Raw genomic sequence first — 21,337 nt, 5'->3', positions numbered from 1 at the left:
GCCGCCGCCCGCGGCGGCATTTGCAACAGGCTCTTAGCGTTCCGTGACCTGACGGGGCAACCGCGTGCGGTTGATCAGCCAGATCACGCCGAGCAGATCCCGGATACCGACCACCGCACGATTCAGATTGGTGTATTTCGACGATCCGTGCAGCCGGTTGCGGTGCCGGACCGGCTGGCAGAGCAGCGGCGTGCCATAATGGCCGAACAGCGCCGGCAGAAAGCGATGCACGCCCTCGAATTGCGGCAGGCGCAGGAAATCGGCTCGCCGGAACAGTTTCAGCGGCGCCCCGGTATCCGGGCACCCGTCCCGCAGCAGGCGGCGGCGGAGGCCGTTGGCGAATCGGGTTGCCAGGCGTCGCGACAGCGTGTCCTGCCGGCGCAGGCGGACGCCCACGACCAGCGGTGCCGGCCCCTGGGCTTTCTGCGCCAGATCGAACATCCGGACGATTTCCATGGGATCGTCCTGCCCGTCACCATCGAGGGTGGCGATCCACTGGCCGCGCGCGGCCTCGACCCCGGTGCGCACGGCAGCGGACTTGCCGAGCCGCCGGTCGTGGCTGAGGATGCGCAAGTTCGGCAGGATGCCCTCGGCCCTGGCCGCGACCAGAGCCTCGACAGTACCGTCGGTACTGCCGTCATCGACGAAGATGATTTCGCACGGCGGCAGGGCGCGTGCGGCCTCGGCCAGTTCGATACAGACCGGGCGGATATTCTCCACCTCGTTCAGAACCGCCGCCACAATGGACAGGATCGGTTCGGAACGGTCGGAAGGGACGGGCGCGGTCAGTAGACCGGTTCCGCTCAGGCGGCGCGAGACGACAGGGCCGACGGCAGGTCGGCGATCGAACGGTCGACGATCTGCTGCGCGGTTTCGGCCGGCAGGGCAACGCTCAGCGCATCGCGCGTGGCCTGGACCGCCACATCAATCGCCACCTGGCGGACTTCGCGCACCGCGCTGCGCTCGGATGCGGCAATGCGGTCGCGGGCCATCTGCTCGCGGCGGGCGGCCACGGCTTCGGCTTCGCGCTTCGCATCCTCGGCAATCCGGCTGGCTTCGGCCAGCGAATGCTCGACCAGGGCGCGTGCCTCGGCCAGCGCCGTCTCACGCTCGCGCGTGGCATCCTCGAGCATCTGCTCGGCTTCGCGACGCAGGCGCGCGGCTTCGTCGAGGTCGGCGCGAATGCGCTCGGCCCGCGCATCGAGAGCCGTGGCCAGCGGTGCCCAGATCTTCCTGCCGAACAGGATGAAGAAAAGGAAGAAGGCGACGGCCGTCCAGAAACGGGGTTCGTGCAGCATGGTCTTGAACCTGTTCCTTACTGTGGCGCGATCAGAGGCCGCGCGCCGTGGCGGCGTGGTCCACCGTCCGGGCCACCACATCGGCGGGCACCGATGCACCGGTCACCTGACGCACCAGCGCCTGCGCTGTTTCGTCCGCGATCTGGCGCAGGGACCCGAGGGCCGCCGCACGGGCGGCGGCGACGCGGGCTTCCGCCTCGTGAATCTCGACGGCCAGACGGGCGTTCATCTCCTGCGTCTGCCGCAGGGCGCTGAGGCGCGCGTCCTCGATCACCTTGTCGACATTCGCCTGCGCCTCGGCCATCGCGGTGCGACGGGCCTGGTGCAGTTCGTCCACCGCGCTGTCGGCTTCGGCCTTGGCGCGACGGGCGATATCCAGATCGTTGTCGATCGTCTGCCGCCGGCTGGTCAGTACCGCTTCGACCTTCGGCAGCGCCGACCGGCTGAGCAGGACATACAGTACCAGGAAGATCACGGCGCCCCAGATCACCTGGCCGATGACGAGGGGGTTGGCGAAATCCAGCTGTGGCATGCCCGCGGCCCGCGCGCCCGGCGCGGCCATTACCATCACGGGCAAGGCCAGCGCGAGCGGCGTCGCGAGAGACGCCACCCGGCGGATGCTTGAGGCCGCGGAACGTGCCACGTTGGTCTCCGGTCTCAGACGAACAGGATCAGGAAGGCGATCAGCAGGGCATACAGGGCCACGGCTTCCGTCAGGGCGAAGCCGAGCATGCCCAGGCCGAACACGTGCGGACGCGCGGCGGGGTTGCGGGCGATGCTGCTGACCAGCGTGGAGAAGATGTTACCCAGGCCGATGCCGACGCCGGCGAGGGCGATAACGGCGATACCGGCACCAATTTCCCGGGCTGCAGCGATGTCCATAGCGAGGCTTTCCTTGTTTGGTTCAGGCGTTCAAAAGGGCTGGGGCGGCGTCGCGGTCAGTGCGCGACCGCCTCCCGCAGATAGATGCAGGTGAGGATCGCGAAGACATAGGCTTGCAACGCACCCACCAGCAATTCGAGCGCCATCAGCGCGACATTGATGACCACGGGACCGACGGCGAGGGCGTCGCCGATCAGTCCGAGCCCGGCCAGCATGATCGTGAAGGCGGCGAACATTTCCAGCATCACGTGACCGGCCACCATGTTGGCGAACAAACGGATCGACAGGCTCACGGGACGCGACAGGAATGAAAGGATTTCGATCGGCACCAGCAGCGGCGCCAGGGCGATCGGCGCGCCGGCGGGCATGAAATGCGCGAAGAATTTCGCGCCCTGCACCTTCAGCGAGACGATCACCGACAGCACGAACACCATCAACGCCAGCGCGACCGTGACGGCGACATGGCTGGTGAAGGCGAAGGAGAAGGGCAGCAGGCCCAGATAATTGCCGGCCAGGATGAAGAAGAACAGCGTGAAGACGAACGGGAAGAACGCGCGCCCTTCCGGACCGATCGTATCCACGGCCATGTTGTGAATGAAATCGTAGCAGATTTCAGCGGCGGCCTGCAGGCGCCCCGGCACCACGGCCTTGGGACGCATGCCGACATACAGGAACGCCAGCACCGCGACCGAGGCCACGATCATCATGAGGGGCGACTGACTGAAACGCAGCGCCTCGCCCAGGCCACCCAGAACGGGATGGAGCTCGAACTGACCCAATGCGTCGATGGTGGATCCGGCCGCCAACTTCGTCTTCCCTCTACCGTTCCGGCCCCGCATCCGGGCCCGGCTTGTCCTCCAGGGCATCCTGCGGCCTGACCAGACGCCAGACATTCAGTACGCCCGCGGCCCCGCCCAGCAGCGAAAACAGGATCAGGAACACCGGGCGACAGCCCAGCCACCGGTCGAGCCCCCATCCCATCGCGACCCCGACCACCAAGCCCGCCACCATTTCGGTGCCGGCCCGCAGAACGGTGCCCACGGTGGTTATGTCGTTACCTTGCGATCCTGCCTCGGCTGCCCGGTTCGGATTGTTCCGATCCATGGCCTGCTTCAGGCGCTTGTCGAAGGCGTGACGGGAGCTGTCCGTTTCCTTACCCAATTTTTACACCTCCAGGCAGGTGCAGGCGCTAGCTAACGACGCGGCAGAAACCTGTCAAGCAAACGCTTTTGTTTCGGGACACGGAAAAGAGGCGCCCTTGCCCTGTCACGCATGGAATGGGTGACAGTTCCCGGCGTGACCGCCCCAGAGCGAACGGATGATGCTACATTAATGCAATAATTGAATATCTGACATGATTTTATTGCATGAATGATGGAGGCACTTCCTTTGCCTCCATCATCGCAAGCTTCAACCCGGTCAGGCTCTTACGGATGAACGCTGCCGCCGGGAATTTCGTCATAGGCTGCGCTGCCCGGGAAGGGGCCGGCGACCGGGGCGGCGGCCGGAGCGACATGGACGGTCTGGCCCAGCGCCGGACCGATTTCCCGGGCGTCGATCGCGGTCCCGAGCGCGCTGGTGCTGCCGTTACCGACCGCGTACAGGGCTTGCCCCGGCTTCAGCCATGCGGCCAGGCGCGTGGCTTCCGCCGGAGCGAGGTGAATCACGCTGTAATCCTGCATCACAGCGCCCACCAGCCGGCCATGCAGGCTGTAAAGCGGCGCGCGCACGGTGCCATTCACCACGATATCGGGCCCCGACGTGGTGACCGGCAGCCGGGCCGAAATCGTCTCGGCATCCTCGACCGCGCGACCGCGCTGATCCTCGATCTCGTAGGCGCGGACGATGGGCAGTTCGCGCCCGTGCAGGCCGCGCGCCGAAATCTTCTCGCCCGGCTTGACCAGGCTGGCCACCGCCAGACTGAGTTCGTGCGAGCACAGGATTTCGGTGCCGTCGGTTAGGATCAGCCCGTCGATGTCGCCGCCCGGCGTCGGCAGATAATGCGCCACCGTGCCGGTCGTGACCGGCAGCGGCGAAAAATCATAGGCCGAGATCGGCTGACTGGCAGCCATCGCCGGCCCGGCGATCAGGGCTGACAGACCGGCCACCGCCGGAAGAAGGTGGGAACGCCGCAAACTCGCCATGCCTGCTCTCGTCATCTGCCTGATCGTCTTTTTCAATCGTCCCGGAACGGATCTGCCGGGCGGAACAGTGAAGTCGATCCCGCCCGGCGCGACAATCCCCCGAGGAAGAGGATCAGTGCCGGAAGTGACGCATACCTGTGAACACCATGGCGATGCCGGCGCGATCGGCGGCGGCGATCACCTCGTCATCACGGATCGACCCGCCGGGCTGGATCACGGCCGTGGCCCCCGCCGCGATCGCGGCCTCCAGTCCGTCGGCGAACGGGAAGAAGGCGTCGGACGCAACGACGCTGCCGGCCGTCAGAGGCTGGTCGAGGCCCGCGGCGCGCGATGCGTCCGCCCCCTTGATCGCGGCGATGCGCGCGGAATCCACGCGGCTCATCTGCCCCGCGCCGATCCCGACCGTGGCCTGGCCCTTGGCGTAGATGATGGCATTCGACTTTACATGCTTGCACACGCGGAAGGCGAAGATCAGGTCCGCCATTTCGGCCTCGGTCGGCGCCCGCTGCGTCACCACCTTCAGTTCGGCCGGGACGATGCGGCCGTTGTCGCGCGTCTGGGCCAGGAAGCCGCCCGCGACCGAGCGGATGATCACGCCCCCTTCGGCCGGATCGGGCAGCGCGCCTGTCAGCAGCAGGCGCAGGTTCTTCTTGCGGGACAGGATCTCGCGGGCCTCGTCCGTCGCGTCGGGCGCCACGATCACCTCGGTGAAGATGGCGGCGATGCGCGCGGCGGCCTCGGCGTCCAGCGTGCGGTTCAGCGCCACGATGCCGCCGAAGGCCGAGACCGGGTCGCAGCGCAGCGCCAGTTCCCATGCCGCCGACAGGCTGTCGGCGGTCGCGATGCCGCACGGGTTGGCGTGCTTGACGATAACCACCGCCGGCGCGTCGAATTCCGCCACCGCCTCGAACGCCGCGTCGGTGTCGTTGAGATTGTTGTAGGACAGCGCCTTGCCCTGGATCTGCCGCGCGGTGGCGACGCCGGGGCGGTTGCTGCCATCGGCGTAGAAGGCCGCCTGCTGATGCGGGTTTTCGCCATAGCGCAGGCTTTCACGACGCTGGCCCGCCACCGTCAGGCGCTCCGGCAGCGCGTCACCGCGCTGGGAAGCGAACCAGGCGGCGATCGCGGCGTCATAGGCGGCGGTGCGGGCATAGGCCGCGCCCGCCAGCGCGCGCCGCGCCTCCAGCGTCGTCCCGCCTTCCGACAGGGCTGTGATGATGGCGCCGTATTGCGCGGGGTCGGTCAGGACCACGACGTGATCGTGATTCTTGGATGCGGCGCGGATCAGCGCCGGACCGCCGATATCGATATTCTCGATGCAGTCCTCGGCGCCGGCGCCGGAGGCCACCGTGGCCTCGAACGGGTAGAGATTCACCGCCACCAGGTCGATCGGCGCGATGCCGTGCTGCGCCATCTGCGCGACATGGGCCGGCAGGTCGCGGCGGCCCAGGATGCCGCCATGGATCTGCGGCACCAGCGTCTTGACCCGGCCATCGAGGATTTCGGGAAAGCCGGTATGGTCCGACACTTCGGTCACCTTCAATCCGGCCTCGCGCAGGGCACGGGCCGATCCGCCGGTCGAGAGGATCTCGGCCCCATGCGCGATCAGGGCGCGGGCGAGGTCGAGCAACCCCGTCTTGTCGGAAACGGAAATCAGGGCACGGCGGACCGGCACGGGCGTCTGGGTCATCGTGGGGGCGACCTTTCACGATTGGGCGGCAGGAAAGCCCGCGTCCTTAGTCCAACCTGGGCGGACGGGGCAACAGACGTGTGGGCGGGGCTGCCGTATCCGGAGGAGAGGTCTTCTGTTCTTTTTTGCAAAAAAGAACCAAAAAACTCCGATTGGGTCAGGAGCCTTGTGCTGGGAACACGCGATGGTCCTGAACGAGGGAAAGTCTTTTTGCTTCTTTTTCTTCAGAAAAAGAAGAAACCTTTCCGCACCGTTTCGATCATGTCTCGCGCGATCGGCAAAGGTGCGCCATCCAGACTGACGACCGGCCGGACCGACAGGCTATTGACCAGAACAGCCCCCCCCGCGAGGTCATCCGGCATCAGCGATGCTTCCTCGATCAATCCTGCTTCCAGCAGCACGGCCCGCGCGATGCCGGGCAGCGCGCCGTCCGTGACCGGTGGCGTCACCAAACGCCCGTCACGCAAAGCCAGCACGGTGCTGACGGTGCTTTCGGCCACCTGGCCCGCGCCGTTCAGCAGCAGCGCGTCGTCGGCTCCGCGCTGCTCGGCTTCCAGACGGGCCAGGATATTGGGCAGGTAATTCAGGGTTTTGATCCGCGAAAGGGGAGAGTGTGCATCGCGCCTGATCCGGGTGCTGATGATCAGGCGGGCGGCCCCCGGCGGGGGCGTGGCCGGAAAGGGCACGATCAGAAGCGTGGGATGCGGCCGGGGGGGCGGCAGCAGGCCGCGCGGGCCGCAGCCGCGCGTCAGCGTCAGGCGCAAGGCGCCCTCGTCCAGGGTGTTCCGGCGTACGACCTGATGCAGGGCATCCTCGATCGCGTCCAGGTCGGGTTCGGGGAACAGGAGTGCCGCCGCGCCGTCCCGCAGCCGGTCGAGATGGCGCGGGAGATGGGCGATATGGCCGGCCGAGACGCGCATGGTCTCGAACAGGCCGTCGCCCAGGGTCAGGCCGCGATCGGCGGGGTCGATCCGCGCCTGGTCGCGCGCGATCAGGCGGTCGTCGAGCCAGAGGATCGTCATGGCGTCGCCTCGGCCGGACGGTCGCCGAACAGGGCCAGGAGAGGGGCGATTTTCAGGCACATTTCCGCGTATTCCCGCTGGGGGTCCGACAGGATCGTGATCCCCCCGCCCGCCGCCGCCACGATCGTATCGGGGGTCGCGGCCAGGGCGCGAATGATGACTGAACTGTCCATGGCACCGTCGGTTCCGATGCGGAAGACGATCCCGCAATAGGGCCCGCGACCCGTTTCTTCCAGATCGTCGATGATCCGCATTGCCTGATGCTTCGGCGCGCCCGTTACCGATCCGGGCGGCAGGGACGCGCGCAGCAGGTCGATTGCATCCTGCCCCGGTGCCAGCGTCGCCGCGACCTCGGAGACCAGATGATGGACATGGGCGAAGGTTTCGACCGACAGCAGTTCGGGCACGCTGACGCTGCCGATCCGGGCCACGCGGCCCAGATCGTTGCGCATCAGGTCCACGATCATCAGGTTTTCCGCGCGCTCCTTGTCATCGGTGGCCAGTTCGGCGCGGAGACGGTCATCCTGCTCGGGCGTGGCGCCGCGCGGGCGGGTGCCCTTGATCGGCCTTGTACGGGCCACCCGGTCGCGCCCCAGATGCACGAACCGCTCGGGGGAGGCCGACAGCAGGCTGAATGCACCCCCACAGGCCAGCCAGGCGCCGAACGGCGCGGGCGAGGCCCGGCGCAGCGCCCGGTAGATGTCGATATCGGCCAGATCCGCCGGCCGCCTCGCGACATGGCGGCCGGTGATGTTGACCTGAAATATCTCGCCGGCGGCGATCCGCTCGACTGCCGCCGCGACGGCGGCGGCATATTGCGCCGGAGTGCGGTCGGGGACGAAGGCGGTGTGCGGCAGGGCTACGGGCGGCGGGGCCGGTGGCAGCGTGGCCCATTCGGCGTGGAATGCGGCGAACAGTTGATCCGCGTCCGGACGGATCGTCGCCAGATGCACCAGATGATGCATGCGATCGAACAGCAGCGCGTGGTCGTACAGGGCTGCCGACAGGTCCGGCCGGGTAGGATCGGCCTGATGGCGGGTCGGGATTGCCTCGGCCCATTGCCCCACGCCATAGCCGGCGAACCCGATCACCCCGCCGGCGAATGGCCACGGCCCGGTGTTTACGACCGGAGCCAGGGCCAGCAGGGCCCTTAGTGCTTCGAGAGAATCGGTGTCGGCCATGGGCACGCCGTCACGCCGGCAGATGCCGCCGCGCCAGTCGAGCACATGCGTGGGGCGGCGGCACAGGATGATCCAGCGGGCGCGCGGACCGGGTTCGCCGCCGCTGTCCAGGCAGGCCAGCCATGGCTCGCCCCGCCACGCCCACAGCACGTCGTCCGGGTCCCGCCAGGGCAGGACCGTGGTCCGGACGGTGCCGGGTGGCCGGTCCATCGCCCTTACGCCCCGGTGGCGAAATCGTCGATCAGGCCCGTCACCTCGGCGACGTCCGAGGCTTCCATCACCCGGTGGGCCAGGCGGCGGCAATCCTCGAAGGACAGGGCGCGCACCGTCTTCTTGACCCGGGGCACGGCCGAGGCGGTCATGGAGAACGAGCGCAGGCCCAGACCGATCAGCAGCGGCACCACGCGCGGGTCGCCCGCGATCTCGCCGCAGAGCGAAATGGGGCGATACTGGCGTAGCGCGGCCTCGGTCGCGGCCTGGATCAGGCGCAGCACGGCCGGATGGAGCGGGTGGTAGAGCGACGCCACCTCGGCGGAGCCGCGATCCACCGCCAGCGTGTACATCGTCAGGTCGTTGGTGCCGATGGCCAGGAATTCGGCCTCCTGCGCCAGCGCATCGCCCATGATGGCGGCGGCCGGGGTTTCGACCATGATGCCCAGCGGCGGCAGGCTGTCGCCCAGCGGCACGCCCTTGCGGCGCAGCCGGCGGGCCACGCGATGATAGATCTCTCGCGCCTCGCGCAGTTCGGGCACGATCGTGACCATCGGCAGCATCACCCGGACCGGGCCGGCGACGGATGCCTTGAGGATGGCGGCGAACTGGGTTTCCAGCACGGCGGGATGGCGCAGCAGCAGGCGCAGCCCGCGCATGCCCAGCGCGGGATTGATGGTGTCGCCTTCCTGGTTCAGTCCGGCACGCTCCAGGGCTTCGCTATGCTTCTCGCCTCCCCAGTCCACGACGCGGATCGTGGTGGTATCGCCCGCCATCGTGCCGATGATCTCGGCATAGATCGCCGCCTGCCGGTCTTCGTCCGGCATGGTTTCGGCATTCATGAACAGGAATTCGGTGCGCAGCAGGCCAATGCCCGAGGCGCCGGACTGGGCGATCAGCGGCAGTTCGGCCGGCAGTTCCAGATTGGCCTGCAATTGCAGCTTCTCGCCGCTGGACAGGCGGGCGGGCAGACGGCGCAGGCGGCCCAGCGCCTGGCGTTCGCGCGCGTGTTCGGCCACGCCGCGCCGGGCGAGCGCCAGCGTCTCCTCGCCCGGGTCGATCACCACATGGCCGGTCGTGCCGTCCACCACCATGGTCGCGCCGTCGCGCGCGCGGGCGGTGAGCCCGTGGGCGGCCAGCACGGTGGGAATGCCCAGCGCCCGCAGCATGATGGCGGTGTGATCGGTCGACCCGCCCTCCTCGGTCGCGACCGCGACGATGCGCGAGGGATCGATCAGTGCCGCGTCGGCGGGGCGCAACTGCTCGGCCACCAGCACCGTGCCGGCGGGCACCGCGCTGAAGGAACGGAAAGGCGCGCGGCCCAGATTGCGCACCAGGCGCTGGCCGATTTCACGAAATTCACCCGCGCGGCGCTGGGCGGCCGCGGCATCCTCGCCACCGGACCTGGCCCCCTCGTTCAGCAGGGCCTGGGCCAGGCTCTCGGTTTCCTCGCGGACGGCCAGTTCGGCGGTGCGCCCGTCGCGGACGATCCGGTCGTGAATGCCGCGCTGCAGGCGCGAGGGGCCGAGCATCCGGCGATAGACCTCGAGCAGCGACCCGATCTCGATCTGGCCATCCTCGGGCAGGATCGCCAGCCGGTCGCGCAGCCGCTCGATCTGCCGCACCGAGCGTTCGATCGCCTCGGCCAGACGCGCGAGTTCATGATCCGGGTCGTCGGTGCGGGCGGAGGCGTCGATATCCGGCGCGGGGCTTTCCAGCACCAGCATCGCCGGGCCGATGGCCACGCCGCCGACCGTCGCGTCGCCGCTCAGGCGGATTTCGGCCGTTGCCATGGCCGCACTGCGGCGCCGGCGGCGGGGGGATGCCTTGTCGGGGTCGTCAGTCGTCTTCATGGAAGCCAGCCTCGATCAGGGCCGTCAGGGCCTCGATCGCCGCATGGGCATCCCATCCGGTGGCCATCAGCGTCACGGACTCTCCGCGACCGGCCCCCAGCATCATCAGCCCCATGATCGAGCGCGCCGACACCGTCTGGTCGCCACGCCGGACCTCGACATTCGCATCGAACTGTTCGGCCACCGTGACCAGGCGGGCGGCCGCGCGGGCATGCAGGCCCCGGCGATTGACCATCGTCGCCGTCACGGACAGGACATCGGGGTCCTCGGGGTCGAGCCCTCCCGGAGACATTTCGGTGCCGGACATGCGTCCTCAGCCGACCGAGGCGGCCCGCTGCTCGCCCAGCAGGCAGCTCCGGGCGCCGCCCAGGCATTGCGGCGGCAGGTGGGAGGCGGTGGAGATATATTTGCGCCCGGCGCCCTCGGCGAGGTCGGCGCATTCCTCCAGCGTATGGCCGTTGCGGATCTGCGCCAGCTTGACCAGCATCGGCACGTTGACGCCGGCCAGGACCTCGACCCGCGCGCTTTCCATCATGGAGATGGCCAGGTTCGAGGGCGTGCTGCCGAACATATCGGTCAGCAGCAGCACGCCGTCGCCCGTATCGACGCCGGCAATCACCTTTTGCAGATCCACGCGGCGCAGCACCGGGTCGTCCACGGCCTCGACATTCAGCGTTGCGAGTTGTTCCTGCGGCCCGACCACATGCTCCATCGCGCGCCTGAGTGTCTCGCCCAATGCGCCATGGGTAACGAGGACCATACCGATCATGAAGAATATCGCCCTTCCACGACGTCCGTCACAGGCTCTTTCGGCCGGCTGGCCCATCGCCAACGATATCTGCCTTGCCGCGCCAGTTCACGATGCATGACGATAACCGACCATGCACCCTGTCCGTCCGTCCCTGATGACGGGAGATCGGACGGCACCGCGCCAATGTCAATACGAGGCATCTTCTCTGGCCTCTCGCATGTTCCCGCGCATTGCGCAAGGCGCTCCGCCAGGGCCTCGACGATCGTGACCGAACGATGCCGCCCGCCCGAGCAGCCGATGGCGATGGTGGCGTATTTCTTGCCCTCGCGCACGAAGCGGGGCAGCACCAGCCCCAGCATGCCCTCGATCTGGTCCAGGAAGCGCGGATAATCCGGATCGGCCGCGACATACGCCGCGACTTCGGGCTCCAGGCCGGTTTTGGCCGCCAGTTCGGCGACGTAATAGGGATTGCGCAGGAACCGGGCGTCGAACACCATATCGGCCTCGCGCGGCAGGCCGGCTGGAAAGGCGAAGGACATCAACGCCACGGTCAGGCCGCCGCCCCGCCGGTCGGTGCCGGGGGCAAAGCGCGTTTCGATCACCTGCCGCAATTCGGGCGGCGGAAGGTCCGAGGTGTCGATCACCATGTCGGCTGCCGCCCGCAGGCGGGCGGTGAGTTCGATTTCCGCCTCGATCCCGTCCTTGACCGCGCCGCGCATCGCCAGCGGATGGCGGCGGCGGGTGGCGGTGTAGCGGCGGAGCAGCACGCTTTCCTCGGCGGTCGCGTAGATCAGTTCGGCTTGCAGGTCCGGATTGACGCGCAGGCGCCCCAGCGCGGCCAGGACCGCCGCCGCATCGAAACCCCTGGTGCGCGAGTCCACGCCGATCGCCACCGGCTGTTCGGCGCGGGTTACGATTTCGTCCAGCATGCCCAGCGGTGGATTGTCGATCACCTCGTATCCCAGGTCTTCCAGGATGCGCAGGATCGACGATTTTCCCGCACCGGACAGGCCGGTAACCAGCAGGATGCGGCGCGGCGCCGGGGCTCCGTCGAGTGAAGAATCCGTCACGGGAAATCCTGGCTGAACAAGAGGCCGGACACCTTCGGGCACGGGAGTTGCCTGCATATCAGGCGGGCTCACGATACCGTCCCCGATGCATGGGATACTGAAAGGGCCGACATGGGAAGCGGTATGTGGATTACAATTGCTCGAAGGTTAAAATCTTGCAACGACCGGCCAGCCCGTCAAGGGCCAGGTTGATCCGCGCCACGGCCGATGCCAATGCCGGATCCAGCCGGATTTCCGGCAGGCCGGTCACGGGATCGTGCACCGATGCGGGCAGACGGTCGGGCCTTTCCTCCGGCCTGACCAGCCTGACGACCAGGACCGCGCGGGCCTCGGCCACGAACGGCAGGCGGGCGATCCCCATGCCCCGGACCTCGATCAGCCCGGCCAGGGCCGGCGGTGCCGAGACCCGGTCGCCGTCGAGAACCACACGATCGTCGGCGACCAGATCGTAGCCGGCATCGACCAGCCGCAGCAGCAGGTCCGACTTGCCGATGCCCGACGGCCCGAGCAGCAGGACGCCCTGCCGGCCGCGCGCCGCGCAACTCGCATGGACCTGAACCTTTGGTGAGCGTAATTGTTCCATATCCGTTAAAACGACCCCACAGGGTTGAAATTCATCGTGAACTGAATATGACGTTTTCGTTACTTTATGTCCGGGTTGGGAGATCACGCACGGTATGACGGACCAGGAGATCCATGTGCGGCACCTGACCGGGATCGATCCACGCACCGGGGGAAACCCGCCCTGTCTGAAGGAACAGTGCCGCGTGGCGCTGGACCGTGGCGCCCGGGCCCTGGCACGCGATGGCTACCGGCTGCAGGACGTGACACGAATCATCTTCCTGATGCGTGACACGGATGGTTTTCCATCCTGCTTTCCGCTCCTGCGCGATGCGTTCGGCACCGGCCGGCCCGGCACCACCTTGCGGCTGGTAACGGGATTCGACGAGCCCGGTGCCCAGATCGAGATCGAACTTGTGGTCGATCCCGCGCATTTTTGAGGCCCCGCCCGGACATACGCGCCGGTGAGCGAAAGCGGCCTCGATGGAAGCGCACGTTTCAAGCGCTGAAGCGTGTCAGCGTCGCTGCTGGAGGATACTGGCCAGCGTGAACAGGCGGCGGGCGGTTTCGTCATCCATGTCGATCTTGCCACGCAGACGTTCGACCATCAGCGCGGCGCCGTCATTATGCAGGCCTCGCCGCCCCATATCGATCGCCCGGACGCGCATCGTGTTTCCCTCGCGCACCGCTTCGTCGAAGCTGTCGACCAGCAGGACGTAATCCTTGATCAGGCGGCGGAACGGGGTCAGCGAGATCCGGTAGATGCGCAGCGGCCTGTCCTGCGCGTCGCGCACATCGAAGACCAGTCCGTTGGTCTGGACCGACAGATGCAGGATGAACGGCCCGACCAGCCCCTCGGGCAGGAAACGGGCCGTCTGTTGCAGGTCGGCAATCGCCTGGTTGACGTCATTCTGCCGCGCCCGGCTGTTGGTCAGCGCGTTCTCGACATCTTCAAGGACGACGCGCGCCAGTATCGTGGAGCCGGTCGGCCCGCCGCCATGCGATGGGTTGTCGGGTAATGGATGCACTGACCCCCCTTTTCCCTTTCCTGCCCCGGCCCGCTCCCGCAGCGGGAGCTTTGGCCGACGCACCATATTACACGTCATGCGCGGCGCCGACATGAGGGATCGGAAGACGATGCTCCGCCCGTCCTCCCGCTTCCGGTTCGGATTGTTTCAGATTTCAATCACAGGTCAGTGAGAGCGAACCCAGATGGGCGAACGTGACCTCGGCCTGCGTGCCGGGTTCGACAAAGAGCGTTCCGGACGTCGACCCGGTGGTGACGATGGTGCCGGCGGCTAGGCCGCCGGCATAGCGGGCGGCATGCGACGCCAGCCATACCAGCATGCGGATCGGATCGCCGGCCGCATTGCCGCCGACATGATCGACCGCCACGCGGCCGTCGACCGTGAGGCGCACCCGTTCTTCCGTGGGCACCAGGGCATGCCAGTCGGTGATGCCAGGACCGACGAACAGGGCACCGTGGCTCTGCTGATCGGCCAGATGGTCGAATGCAGGCTGGCTGCCCGGCGTGACGAAACGGGTATCGAGGATTTCGATGGCGGGGTGCATGGATTCGATCGCGTCACGCACTTCCTGCACCGTATAAGGTGCATCGCGCGGCGGCAGGGGCCGGCCGAAGCGATAGGCGATCTCGGCCTCCACCCCGATCAGGCGGCACAGGCCGCGCGGCAGGACCGTCGCCGCATCGAACAGGGTCGTATCGAGGATCGGAGCGGTGGCCGGTTCGGAATCCGGCGAACGGGCCCCGACCTTCCAGCCGGCAATCCCGCCGCCCAACGCCCGGAGCGTCGCATGCTGGACACGATAGGCTTCGTCAGCCGATGCAATATGATAGCCGCCGGGAAGGCACGCCAGCGGAGGCGCGCCGGCCCGGACCCGAAGGAAGGCTTCTGCCACCTGTTCGGCGGACATCATGACGCCCGTGCTGCCCGGTGCCTGCAACCGGCCCGACCGTGGCAACCGCGACTGGTCACAGCAAGGATTGCGACCGGCTGAGCACCATGTTGCAGACTTTCTGCGTCATCTGCTGCTTGATGCCCTGCCCCGCCGACGCGAGCGAGAAGGTCTTGCCGTTGCCGGTATCCAGCAGCCCGCGCTGCCCGGCCTGATAGGCACTGTCGCCCTGGCCGCTGATCCCGGCCTTCTGGCCGAGGGCACTCATGACCGGCGAGGCGGTGCTGGCGCCGAGGAAATTGTTCTGCACGCAGTAGCCCAGAAGCCCGACCAGATTGCTGGACCCGGCGGAGGAGACCGACGGCAGGCCCATCGTCCCCATCATGCCCTGTCCCATGTCCGACATGCCGGGCATCGAGGGCATCTGGGCGCGCGCGGGGCGTGCGCCGGAAAGCGACGCAGCCGCCACGACGGCCGCGAATGACAAGGCAACAAAATGACGGCTCATGCACCACATCCTTTTTCTGGCTCCCGCCGAGCATAACCTGTCGATATGGCCAGAATATGAATGACGTTGCCCTGACAGGCGAACAAAATCCGACGCTTCGATCAGAATCCCGAACTGAAAGCCATCGAGTAGTAAAGCTGCCGGACCAGCGGCGTAAGCAGGTACTGAATCAGCAGCAGCAGCACCAGCGGGCTGAAATCCATGTTGCCGGTGGCGGGCAGGATCCTGCGGATCGGCCGCAATGCCGGCTCGGTCAGCCGATCGAGGAACCGGCCGATCGACCAGACCATCTGGCTGCGGGTATCCAGAACACCAAACGCGTACAGAAAGCTGAATACGCAGGAAATGATGACCACCCATGTATAGAGCCTGATGACATTGAGCAGCAGGCTGAAAATAAGCGTGAGCAACGTGATGATCCCTGCGTTGACGGGCGATAACTCTATCGAAGCCCGCCGGAGCATACAACACCGGGCGGTGCCAATCGCGCTTGACAAACATCCAGCACCCGCTATTTATCCACCCCGTCAGGCAGTGGGGCTGTAGCTCAGTTGGGAGAGCGCCTCGTTCGCAATGAGGAGGTCAGGGGTTCGATTCCCCTCAGCTCCACCACTTGCCTTGATAATTTCCTGATTTTTCAGTGTTTTTGTCTGGACATTGGTTGCTTTCCGAAGCCGCCGGTGCTGGCTTGGCTGTCCTCTTCCGATGTTTCCCCTATTGTCGTCGTTCGAGCCCACAGGTTTTCGGGTGCCTCATAATCGACGCGATCGGGTGGCACAGAGAACGGAAGTGAGAACAGACAGGGAGCTATCAGGATGAGGCATGGATTTTTCAGCAAAGCCAGCGCGTTCGTGATCGCGGGACTGCTGATGGCCTCGGCATCGCAGGCGATCGCGGCCGATACGTCCTCCTGCCAATCTGGAACCTGCCAGACTGCTGCAAAGGATTGGCGGACGGTGCGCAATGGAACCGTCAACGCCGCTCATGATACGGCCCAATGGAGCAAGAAAGCCGGCACGAAAAGCTGGAACACGGTGCGTAACGGCACGGTCGATGCCGCCCACACGACCGGACAATGGACCGAAAAGACCGGCCGCAAGGTTGGTAACTGGGGATCGAACACCGCGAAAGACACCAAAGATTTTTTCACGGGCCGGTGAAACACTGACTTCGTTCAGGAGAATCCTGTGTTGCCCACACATTTTTCCTGAACGAATCAAAGTTTTTTGGTTCTTTTTTCAAAAAAGAACAACTACTCTTCTTCGTGAGATAAATTCTCCGCTACCGGCACCAGAAGATCCGGCCCGTTATGGCGCACATTATTGACCTGTGCCCCAACGCGCCACGCCCGCAGCATGTCGGCGGGTGCCGGAACCAGCAACTGTGCCGCGATTGCGGGCGGAGCGCCGAACCATGCATCGCGGTCCTGATCCGCGATGATGACGGGCATCCGGTCGTGAATGGTGCGGGTCGCCGCGTTGGCCTGCGTGGTCACGATGGCGAAGCTGCGCAGGATATCGCCTTCATATTCCCAGGATTCCCAGATTGCGGCCAGCGCCAGCGGTTGGCCGTCGCGCCGCGCGAACGCCCAGGGCTGCCGGGGCGGCGGGCCGGACTGCCATTCGTAATAAGCTGTCGCCGGCACCAGGCAGCGGCGCGAGCGAAAAGCGGCACGGAACATGCCCGACGTGGCGACGGTTTCCGCCCGGGCGTTGATCGGCTGCCGGCCCATGTCGTGCGCCCAGTTGGGAACCAGCCCCCATAACAGCAGATCCAGACGAAGATCGTGACTGACCGGGTGGCGGCGCACCACCGCCACGGGCTGGCGAGGCGCGATATTCCATGAAGGCAGCCAGTCGGGCGCGGGGCCGGCGAGATGGAAAGCCTGCCGCATGCGCTCCAGTGACAGCGTATTGGCGAAGCGCCCGCACATCGTTCAGGCGGGTGCGGATTCTGGATCGACGGCAACCGACCAGGATCCGTGCCATTCCTCGCCCGGCCCGATATGCAGCAGGCCCGGCTTGTTCGTAAATTCGCCTGAAAATCCTTGGGGTGTCGAAAAACCATGCCAGGGTTCGATGCATAGGAAATCGGCCCCCGGCTTGGTCCATACGCCCAGTTCGCGAAAACCTTCCCAGGCCAGCGTCACGCCTGTTCCATCCGGTGCATGAAAGCGCACACTATGGCTGGTCGGCGCGTCCATGATGATGGCATCGTCCTTGAACAGATCATCGGATAAAGCCAGCGTCCGCCCGACGATCGGTGTGGGAAAAGGTTCGGGCTGGAGCAGGCCGCCGGCGATGCGCCGGATCGGCGCGGGTTCGGGCCGTTCGAATGTCAGCACATGGTCCTGCTTGGGCACGCCCTGTCTCTGCGGCCAGGCAAAGGCCGGGTGCGCGCCCAGTGAGGCCGGCAGGATCTTCGTCGGGTCGGGATTATGCAGGCGATAGCGCACATGCAGCGTATCGCCCTCGGCCTGGTAATCCAGCGTCAGCGTAAAGCGAAACGGAAAAATCTTGTCTGTGTCAGCATCATCTGTCAGCACCAGCGTGCAGCCGTCGGCCCGGCGATCCTGCCATGTGAAGGCCCGGTCACGCGCGAAGCCGTGCTGGGTCATGTGAAAAGGGTGGCCATCGATCCAGGCCGTGTCGTCCGGCAGGCGGCCGACGATGGGAAACAGCACCGGCGAGCGCCGGGGCCAGGCCGGCAGGCCCGCCCACAGACGCTCCTGCCCTGCCCCGTCGACCAGCGACTGCAATTCCGCGCCCTGTCCGGCAACGCGGGCCGTGATGCGGCCCGAACTGAAGACATGATCCGTCATTGCATTTCCTCCCTATGCCGGCCCGCATGTTTCCGATCAGAACGGGCGGACAATCACCATGATCACCACGACAGCCATCAGAATGGTCGGAATTTCGTTTGCCGCACGATAGAAATTTTCCGGCCGCGTGTTTCTGTCCTCGGCGAAGTTGCGCCGCCAGCGCGCGCAGGCACCGTGAAAGCCGGCCAGACCCAGCACTGAGACAATCTTGAGATACCACCAGCCGGCATGCCAATCGACCGTGCCGGGTGTGAGCACCAGCAGGGTGCCGAACAGAAAGGTGCTGATCATCGCCGGGTTCATGATCTGGCGCAGCAATTTGCGTTCCATCACCTTGAAGCGCTCGCTTTCGCCCGAACCGGGCTGGGCCTGGCAATGATAGACGAACAGGCGCGGCAGATAGAACATGCCCGACATCCACGCAATCAGCGACATCACGTGCAGCGCCTTGAACCACGCCAGCCAGGGCAGGAATCCCTGAATCAAGACCGGCCCCCATGATGCGCTGCTTGGGCTTCCTGGATCCGCTCCAGGAAGGGCGCGAATTCCGACAGGTGGCCGATCCGGAACAGGCCGGGCCAGTCCGGGGCCGGCAGGTCGAGCGGGCGCAGCAGCACGCAGGCCATGCCGGCGGCCCGCGCGGCATTGGCGCCGGTATCGGTATCTTCCAGCACGACGCATTCGTCCGGCGGCACGCCTTCGGTTTCCGCCGCGTGCAGATAGACGGCCGGATCGGGCTTCGGCTTGCCCATGTCGCGCGCCGAGTGAACCCGGTCGGCCACGAACCGGTCCAGCCCGGTACGGGCGAATTTCACGTCCATCTCGGCGATCGAGGAATTGGAGCCGACCCGAACCGGCAGGTCGAGCCCGATCACCGCCGTCAGCATATCGTGCGCGCCGTCGATGACCCGTGCTTCTTCCCGCATCAGGTCGACCAGCTTGTATTGCACGATCGTCGCCCAATCGTCGGGCAGCTTGCGGCCGGTTTCCGCTTCGGCCTCGACCTTGATTCGGGTCAGGGCCCGTCCGGCCAGGCGCCGCACCGCTTCTTCGTCGTCATAGTCCAGGCCGATCTGGCGCAGTTCCCTTGCGACCAGCCGGCAGGACGGTCCCTCGCTGTCGATCAGCACGCCGTCGCAATCGAAGATCACCAGGCGGAGCCGCCCATCGGGCCGAACGGCCTTCGGCAGCGCGACGGAGTTCATTGCCCGATCTCCCGGACCGCCTTGACCAGCTCGCCCACATGCTCGGGCGGCGTGGCCGGCACCACACCGTGGCCGAGATTGAAGACATGCGGCCGGCCTTTCATCGCATCGCGGATCGCACGGGCTTCCCGCGTCATCGCATCACCGCCCGCCAGCAGCAGCAGCGGGTCGAGATTGCCCTGAAGCGTGATGTTGTCGGGCAGCAGGTGGCTCATCGCCGTCATGTCGGCGCCGGTATCCAGCGCAAGCACCCGCACGCCGGTTTCGCGCGCATATTCGGTCACCATCACCCCGGCCAGGCGCGGGAAGCCGATGACCGGCACGCCCGGCCGGCGGGCATGAATTTCCTGCACGATGGCACGGGTGGGGGCGATGACGTGGCGACGGAACTGGCTCGGCGGCAGCAGGCCCGACCAACTGTCGAACAGCATTACCGCCTCGGCCCCGGCGTCGATCTGCGCCACCAGCATGTCCGCCGTCGCTTCGGTCAGGCGCGCCATCAGGCGGTCGAACAGCAGCGGGTCGGCATAGGCCATGCCGCGTGTCGCATCGAATTCCCGCGATCCATGGCCTTCGACCATGTAGCACGCCACCGTGAACGGCGCGCCGGCAAAGCCCAGCAGCGTCGTGCGGCCACCCTGGGCGGCGCCGATCGTATCCGGACCGTCGAGGATGCCGCGCAGGCGCGTCAGGGTTTCCATCACCGGTGCTGTCGCCTCGGGCACCCGTTTCGGGTCCAGGCGGTCGAGATCGGCCTGGCTGCGGATCGCCCCCAGAACCGGCCCGGTGCCGTGGACGAATTCCAGCGACTGACCCATTGCCCAGGGCAGGATCAGGATGTCGGAAAACAGGATCGCCCCGTCCATGGCGTAGCGCCGGATCGGTTGCAGGGTGATCTCGGTCGCCAGATCGGGTGTCATGCAGCGGGTGATGAAATCCGCCTGGTCGCGCAGGGCACGGAATTCCGGCAGGTATCGGCCGGCCTGGCGCATCAGCCAGAGCGGCGGGGGCCATACGGCCTCGCCCTGTAGGACCCGCAGGAGGGGTTTGCCTGTTTCCGTCATCGCCTGTCCGCCGTCACATCGTTCATTGCGGGACTATCCCGTACTTTTCTCGGGGATGACAGGACCGCATGCCGAGGTCCGGTACGCCATCACCGGATTTCGGGACCAACCTCTAAACATGAAATAAGAAGAAAGAAACGCTGAGGAGGTTAATAGGGCCTGTGGATGACGGGGTACCCGCATTTCCAAAAACGTACCCCGTCTTTCCCACAGGGTGTACAGTTTCATTCACACAGGGATTCATAAGGTTAGATGAGTTATCCCGAATGTGCCGACATGGGGCTGTGTACAACCCACCGTGTCGGCGGCTGTGAGGGTTGTCCACGGTACTCGGTACGATCAAGAAGCGTGTGGAGTACTATCCCCATGTACCCCAGTACTCGTTCGCCCCGATCACAGGGTTTCTTTTTTTCAGTACGGAGAGCCGGCGCATGAGCGACTCGTCATTAGTACTAATCGCGACTCTTCTACAGGCCGAGTCGACCCGGATAGTACTGGCCAGCCAGTCCGCGACCCGGCGCAACCTGCTGGAACAGGCTGGAATCCGCCCCGAAACCCGCCCCGCGCGCATCGACGAAGCCGCCGTGCGGGAGTCGGCTCACGCCGAGGGCCTGTCGGCCGGCAACTGCGCGCTGCTGCTTGCCGAACTCAAGGCACAGCGCATCCGTGAGCCCGATTGCGTGGTGATCGGCGCCGACCAGATCCTGGAATGCGATGGCGTCTGGTTCGAGAAGCCGGCCGACCGTGCGGCGGCCCGGGCCCAGTTGCTGGAATTGCGCGGGCGGGCGCATGTGCTGCACAGCGCGGTGGTGGTGATGCGCGACGGGCAGGTGATCTGGCGGCATGTCGCCCGGCCGGAACTGACCATGCGCCGGTTTTCCGAATCCTTCCTCGATGCCTATCTCGATCTGGAAGGTGATGCCGTGCTGTCCTCGGTCGGGGCTTATCGGCTGGAGGGGCCGGGCATTCATCTGTTCGAACGGGTGACGGGCGAGCATGCGGCCATTCTGGGGCTGCCTCTGCTGCCGCTGCTGGGGTTCCTGCGCCAGCATGGGGTGGTTCTGGCGTAGGGTTCTGTTCTTTTTTGCAAAAAAGAACCAAAAAACTCTGATTCGTTCAGGAGTCTTGTGCAGGGAACGCGCGATGTCCCTGAACGATTC

At 66.2% G+C, this 21,337-nt stretch carries 27 protein-coding genes and 1 tRNA gene; 4 read left to right on the top strand and 24 right to left on the bottom strand.

The window, feature by feature from the left end:
* Positions 1 to 33: 33 nt before the first annotated feature.
* The 15 genes from ACMAUO_RS11585 to ACMAUO_RS11515 all read right to left on the bottom strand — a co-directional run bounded on the left by ACMAUO_RS11585 (position 34) and on the right by ACMAUO_RS11515 (position 12,684).
* Entirely contained in the window at positions 34 to 807 is a 774-nt protein-coding gene (locus tag ACMAUO_RS11585) for a glycosyltransferase family 2 protein (RefSeq protein WP_420357278.1), read from the bottom strand.
* Positions 804 to 1,298, bottom strand: coding sequence for a F0F1 ATP synthase subunit B (locus tag ACMAUO_RS11580; protein ID WP_420357021.1), 495 nt, complete (start codon positions 1,296 to 1,298; stop codon positions 804 to 806). Before ACMAUO_RS11580 ends, ACMAUO_RS11585 begins: the two co-directional genes overlap by 4 nt.
* 31 nt (positions 1,299 to 1,329) lie before the next feature.
* Positions 1,330 to 1,941, bottom strand: coding sequence for a F0F1 ATP synthase subunit B (locus ACMAUO_RS11575; RefSeq protein ID WP_420357020.1), 612 nt, complete (start codon positions 1,939 to 1,941; stop codon positions 1,330 to 1,332).
* Positions 1,942 to 1,955: 14 nt separating this feature from the next.
* On the bottom strand, positions 1,956 to 2,180 hold the full coding sequence (locus ACMAUO_RS11570; RefSeq protein WP_012224283.1) for an ATP synthase subunit C family protein: 225 nt from the start codon (positions 2,178 to 2,180) through the stop codon (positions 1,956 to 1,958).
* Positions 2,181 to 2,236: 56 nt separating this feature from the next.
* Entirely contained in the window at positions 2,237 to 2,986 is a 750-nt protein-coding gene (locus ACMAUO_RS11565) for a F0F1 ATP synthase subunit A (protein WP_420357019.1), read from the bottom strand.
* Positions 2,987 to 2,999: 13 nt separating this feature from the next.
* Positions 3,000 to 3,341: an AtpZ/AtpI family protein gene (locus ACMAUO_RS11560; RefSeq protein WP_183008054.1), complete on the bottom strand. Its 342-nt coding sequence runs from the start codon at positions 3,339 to 3,341 to the stop codon at positions 3,000 to 3,002.
* Positions 3,342 to 3,607: 266 nt separating this feature from the next.
* The gene (locus ACMAUO_RS11555) at positions 3,608 to 4,324 is read right to left on the bottom strand and encodes a hypothetical protein (RefSeq protein ID WP_420357018.1); all 717 of its coding nucleotides are present in this window, start codon (positions 4,322 to 4,324) and stop codon (positions 3,608 to 3,610) included.
* Between the two features lie 112 nt (positions 4,325 to 4,436).
* The gene (purH, locus tag ACMAUO_RS11550) at positions 4,437 to 6,014 is read right to left on the bottom strand and encodes a bifunctional phosphoribosylaminoimidazolecarboxamide formyltransferase/IMP cyclohydrolase (protein WP_420357017.1); all 1,578 of its coding nucleotides are present in this window, start codon (positions 6,012 to 6,014) and stop codon (positions 4,437 to 4,439) included.
* A gap of 224 nt (positions 6,015 to 6,238) precedes the next feature.
* Positions 6,239 to 7,036, bottom strand: coding sequence for an aminotransferase class IV (locus ACMAUO_RS11545; protein WP_420357016.1), 798 nt, complete (start codon positions 7,034 to 7,036; stop codon positions 6,239 to 6,241).
* Positions 7,033 to 8,427, bottom strand: coding sequence for an anthranilate synthase component I family protein (locus tag ACMAUO_RS11540; RefSeq protein ID WP_420357015.1), 1,395 nt, complete (start codon positions 8,425 to 8,427; stop codon positions 7,033 to 7,035). Before ACMAUO_RS11540 ends, ACMAUO_RS11545 begins: the two co-directional genes overlap by 4 nt.
* A 5-nt stretch (positions 8,428 to 8,432) precedes the next feature.
* Positions 8,433 to 10,280: a phosphoenolpyruvate--protein phosphotransferase gene (ptsP, locus tag ACMAUO_RS11535; RefSeq protein ID WP_420357014.1), complete on the bottom strand. Its 1,848-nt coding sequence runs from the start codon at positions 10,278 to 10,280 to the stop codon at positions 8,433 to 8,435.
* The gene (locus ACMAUO_RS11530; protein WP_114725058.1) at positions 10,267 to 10,587 is read right to left on the bottom strand and encodes an HPr family phosphocarrier protein; all 321 of its coding nucleotides are present in this window, start codon (positions 10,585 to 10,587) and stop codon (positions 10,267 to 10,269) included. The genes ptsP and ACMAUO_RS11530 overlap by 14 nt, the downstream gene beginning before the upstream one ends.
* 6 nt (positions 10,588 to 10,593) lie before the next feature.
* On the bottom strand, positions 10,594 to 11,049 hold the full coding sequence (locus ACMAUO_RS11525) for a PTS sugar transporter subunit IIA (RefSeq protein ID WP_420357013.1): 456 nt from the start codon (positions 11,047 to 11,049) through the stop codon (positions 10,594 to 10,596).
* Complete coding sequence (gene rapZ / locus ACMAUO_RS11520; protein ID WP_420357012.1) at positions 11,046 to 12,101, bottom strand: RNase adapter RapZ; 1,056 nt, start codon at positions 12,099 to 12,101, stop codon at positions 11,046 to 11,048. Before rapZ ends, ACMAUO_RS11525 begins: the two co-directional genes overlap by 4 nt.
* A gap of 130 nt (positions 12,102 to 12,231) precedes the next feature.
* Entirely contained in the window at positions 12,232 to 12,684 is a 453-nt protein-coding gene (locus tag ACMAUO_RS11515; RefSeq protein WP_420357011.1) for an HPr kinase/phosphorylase, read from the bottom strand.
* Positions 12,685 to 12,778: 94 nt separating this feature from the next.
* Between ACMAUO_RS11515 and ACMAUO_RS11510 the strand changes: the two genes are divergently transcribed.
* The gene (locus ACMAUO_RS11510; protein ID WP_420357010.1) at positions 12,779 to 13,102 is read left to right on the top strand and encodes a RidA family protein; all 324 of its coding nucleotides are present in this window, start codon (positions 12,779 to 12,781) and stop codon (positions 13,100 to 13,102) included.
* A 75-nt stretch (positions 13,103 to 13,177) separates the two neighbouring features.
* Here ACMAUO_RS11510 and ACMAUO_RS11505 read toward each other — a convergent pair whose 3' ends face one another.
* The 4 genes from ACMAUO_RS11505 to ACMAUO_RS11490 form a co-directional block, all read right to left on the bottom strand.
* The gene (locus ACMAUO_RS11505) at positions 13,178 to 13,690 is read right to left on the bottom strand and encodes a UPF0262 family protein (RefSeq protein ID WP_420357008.1); all 513 of its coding nucleotides are present in this window, start codon (positions 13,688 to 13,690) and stop codon (positions 13,178 to 13,180) included.
* A gap of 154 nt (positions 13,691 to 13,844) precedes the next feature.
* Positions 13,845 to 14,600, bottom strand: coding sequence for a 2-keto-4-pentenoate hydratase (locus ACMAUO_RS11500; protein ID WP_420357007.1), 756 nt, complete (start codon positions 14,598 to 14,600; stop codon positions 13,845 to 13,847).
* A gap of 55 nt (positions 14,601 to 14,655) precedes the next feature.
* The gene (locus tag ACMAUO_RS11495; protein ID WP_420357006.1) at positions 14,656 to 15,087 is read right to left on the bottom strand and encodes a YjjA family protein; all 432 of its coding nucleotides are present in this window, start codon (positions 15,085 to 15,087) and stop codon (positions 14,656 to 14,658) included.
* A gap of 101 nt (positions 15,088 to 15,188) precedes the next feature.
* The gene (locus ACMAUO_RS11490; protein ID WP_420357005.1) at positions 15,189 to 15,497 is read right to left on the bottom strand and encodes a YggT family protein; all 309 of its coding nucleotides are present in this window, start codon (positions 15,495 to 15,497) and stop codon (positions 15,189 to 15,191) included.
* Positions 15,498 to 15,623: 126 nt separating this feature from the next.
* Between ACMAUO_RS11490 and ACMAUO_RS11485 the strand changes: the two genes are divergently transcribed.
* A tRNA-Ala gene (locus tag ACMAUO_RS11485) sits at positions 15,624 to 15,699 on the top strand.
* A gap of 203 nt (positions 15,700 to 15,902) precedes the next feature.
* Positions 15,903 to 16,247 (top strand): hypothetical protein, encoded by a 345-nt coding sequence (locus ACMAUO_RS11480; protein WP_420357004.1) that lies wholly within the window; start codon positions 15,903 to 15,905, stop codon positions 16,245 to 16,247.
* Positions 16,248 to 16,339: 92 nt separating this feature from the next.
* On the opposite strand, the gene ACMAUO_RS11475 is transcribed toward ACMAUO_RS11480, so the two are convergent.
* The 5 genes from ACMAUO_RS11475 to hemE are packed head-to-tail and all read right to left on the bottom strand — an operon-like array spanning position 16,340 to position 20,177.
* Positions 16,340 to 17,020, bottom strand: coding sequence for an SOS response-associated peptidase (locus ACMAUO_RS11475; RefSeq protein WP_420357003.1), 681 nt, complete (start codon positions 17,018 to 17,020; stop codon positions 16,340 to 16,342).
* A 3-nt stretch (positions 17,021 to 17,023) separates the two neighbouring features.
* Complete coding sequence (locus ACMAUO_RS11470) at positions 17,024 to 17,908, bottom strand: aldose 1-epimerase family protein (RefSeq protein ID WP_420357002.1); 885 nt, start codon at positions 17,906 to 17,908, stop codon at positions 17,024 to 17,026.
* A gap of 36 nt (positions 17,909 to 17,944) precedes the next feature.
* A complete protein-coding gene (gene hemJ, locus ACMAUO_RS11465; RefSeq protein ID WP_420357001.1) occupies positions 17,945 to 18,394 on the bottom strand; it encodes a protoporphyrinogen oxidase HemJ in 450 nt (149 codons plus the stop codon).
* The gene (locus tag ACMAUO_RS11460) at positions 18,391 to 19,113 is read right to left on the bottom strand and encodes an HAD family hydrolase (protein WP_420357000.1); all 723 of its coding nucleotides are present in this window, start codon (positions 19,111 to 19,113) and stop codon (positions 18,391 to 18,393) included. Before ACMAUO_RS11460 ends, hemJ begins: the two co-directional genes overlap by 4 nt.
* Positions 19,110 to 20,177 carry a uroporphyrinogen decarboxylase gene (gene hemE / locus ACMAUO_RS11455; protein ID WP_420356999.1) on the bottom strand — a complete coding sequence of 356 codons (1,068 nt, stop codon included), beginning with the start codon at positions 20,175 to 20,177 and terminating at the stop codon, positions 19,110 to 19,112. The genes ACMAUO_RS11460 and hemE overlap by 4 nt, the downstream gene beginning before the upstream one ends.
* A 431-nt stretch (positions 20,178 to 20,608) precedes the next feature.
* Here hemE and ACMAUO_RS11450 point away from each other — a divergent pair, with 431 nt between their 5' ends.
* Entirely contained in the window at positions 20,609 to 21,247 is a 639-nt protein-coding gene (locus ACMAUO_RS11450) for a Maf family protein (protein WP_420356998.1), read from the top strand.
* Positions 21,248 to 21,337: the final 90 nt, after the last annotated feature.

It is taken from the genome of Gluconacetobacter brunescens (genome assembly GCF_048695475.1).
Taxonomy (GTDB): domain Bacteria; phylum Pseudomonadota; class Alphaproteobacteria; order Acetobacterales; family Acetobacteraceae; genus Gluconacetobacter.
This window is presented reverse-complemented; position numbering and strand designations above follow the sequence as displayed.

What these genes read in the sequence shown, in the direction of transcription:
- ACMAUO_RS11580 (WP_420357021.1), bottom strand. Translation starts at nt 1,298, where the DNA reads ATGCTGCACGAACCCCGTTTCTGGACGGCCGTCGCCTTCTTCCTTTTC.
- ACMAUO_RS11570 (WP_012224283.1), bottom strand. Translation starts at nt 2,180, where the DNA reads ATGGACATCGCTGCAGCCCGGGAAATTGGTGCCGGTATCGCCGTTATC.
- ACMAUO_RS11555 (WP_420357018.1), bottom strand. Translation starts at nt 4,324, where the DNA reads ATGGCGAGTTTGCGGCGTTCCCACCTTCTTCCGGCGGTGGCCGGTCTG.
- purH (WP_420357017.1), bottom strand. Translation starts at nt 6,014, where the DNA reads ATGACCCAGACGCCCGTGCCGGTCCGCCGTGCCCTGATTTCCGTTTCC.
- ACMAUO_RS11545 (WP_420357016.1), bottom strand. Translation starts at nt 7,036, where the DNA reads ATGACGATCCTCTGGCTCGACGACCGCCTGATCGCGCGCGACCAGGCG.
- ACMAUO_RS11540 (WP_420357015.1), bottom strand. Translation starts at nt 8,427, where the DNA reads ATGGACCGGCCACCCGGCACCGTCCGGACCACGGTCCTGCCCTGGCGG.
- ptsP (WP_420357014.1), bottom strand. Translation starts at nt 10,280, where the DNA reads ATGAAGACGACTGACGACCCCGACAAGGCATCCCCCCGCCGCCGGCGC.
- ACMAUO_RS11530 (WP_114725058.1), bottom strand. Translation starts at nt 10,587, where the DNA reads ATGTCCGGCACCGAAATGTCTCCGGGAGGGCTCGACCCCGAGGACCCC.
- ACMAUO_RS11525 (WP_420357013.1), bottom strand. Translation starts at nt 11,049, where the DNA reads ATGATCGGTATGGTCCTCGTTACCCATGGCGCATTGGGCGAGACACTC.
- ACMAUO_RS11515 (WP_420357011.1), bottom strand. Translation starts at nt 12,684, where the DNA reads ATGGAACAATTACGCTCACCAAAGGTTCAGGTCCATGCGAGTTGCGCG.
- ACMAUO_RS11510 (WP_420357010.1), top strand. Translation starts at nt 12,779, where the DNA reads ATGACGGACCAGGAGATCCATGTGCGGCACCTGACCGGGATCGATCCA.
- ACMAUO_RS11500 (WP_420357007.1), bottom strand. Translation starts at nt 14,600, where the DNA reads ATGATGTCCGCCGAACAGGTGGCAGAAGCCTTCCTTCGGGTCCGGGCC.
- ACMAUO_RS11495 (WP_420357006.1), bottom strand. Translation starts at nt 15,087, where the DNA reads ATGAGCCGTCATTTTGTTGCCTTGTCATTCGCGGCCGTCGTGGCGGCT.
- ACMAUO_RS11480 (WP_420357004.1), top strand. Translation starts at nt 15,903, where the DNA reads ATGAGGCATGGATTTTTCAGCAAAGCCAGCGCGTTCGTGATCGCGGGA.
- ACMAUO_RS11475 (WP_420357003.1), bottom strand. Translation starts at nt 17,020, where the DNA reads ATGTGCGGGCGCTTCGCCAATACGCTGTCACTGGAGCGCATGCGGCAG.
- ACMAUO_RS11470 (WP_420357002.1), bottom strand. Translation starts at nt 17,908, where the DNA reads ATGACGGATCATGTCTTCAGTTCGGGCCGCATCACGGCCCGCGTTGCC.
- ACMAUO_RS11460 (WP_420357000.1), bottom strand. Translation starts at nt 19,113, where the DNA reads ATGAACTCCGTCGCGCTGCCGAAGGCCGTTCGGCCCGATGGGCGGCTC.
- hemE (WP_420356999.1), bottom strand. Translation starts at nt 20,177, where the DNA reads ATGACGGAAACAGGCAAACCCCTCCTGCGGGTCCTACAGGGCGAGGCC.
- ACMAUO_RS11450 (WP_420356998.1), top strand. Translation starts at nt 20,609, where the DNA reads ATGAGCGACTCGTCATTAGTACTAATCGCGACTCTTCTACAGGCCGAG.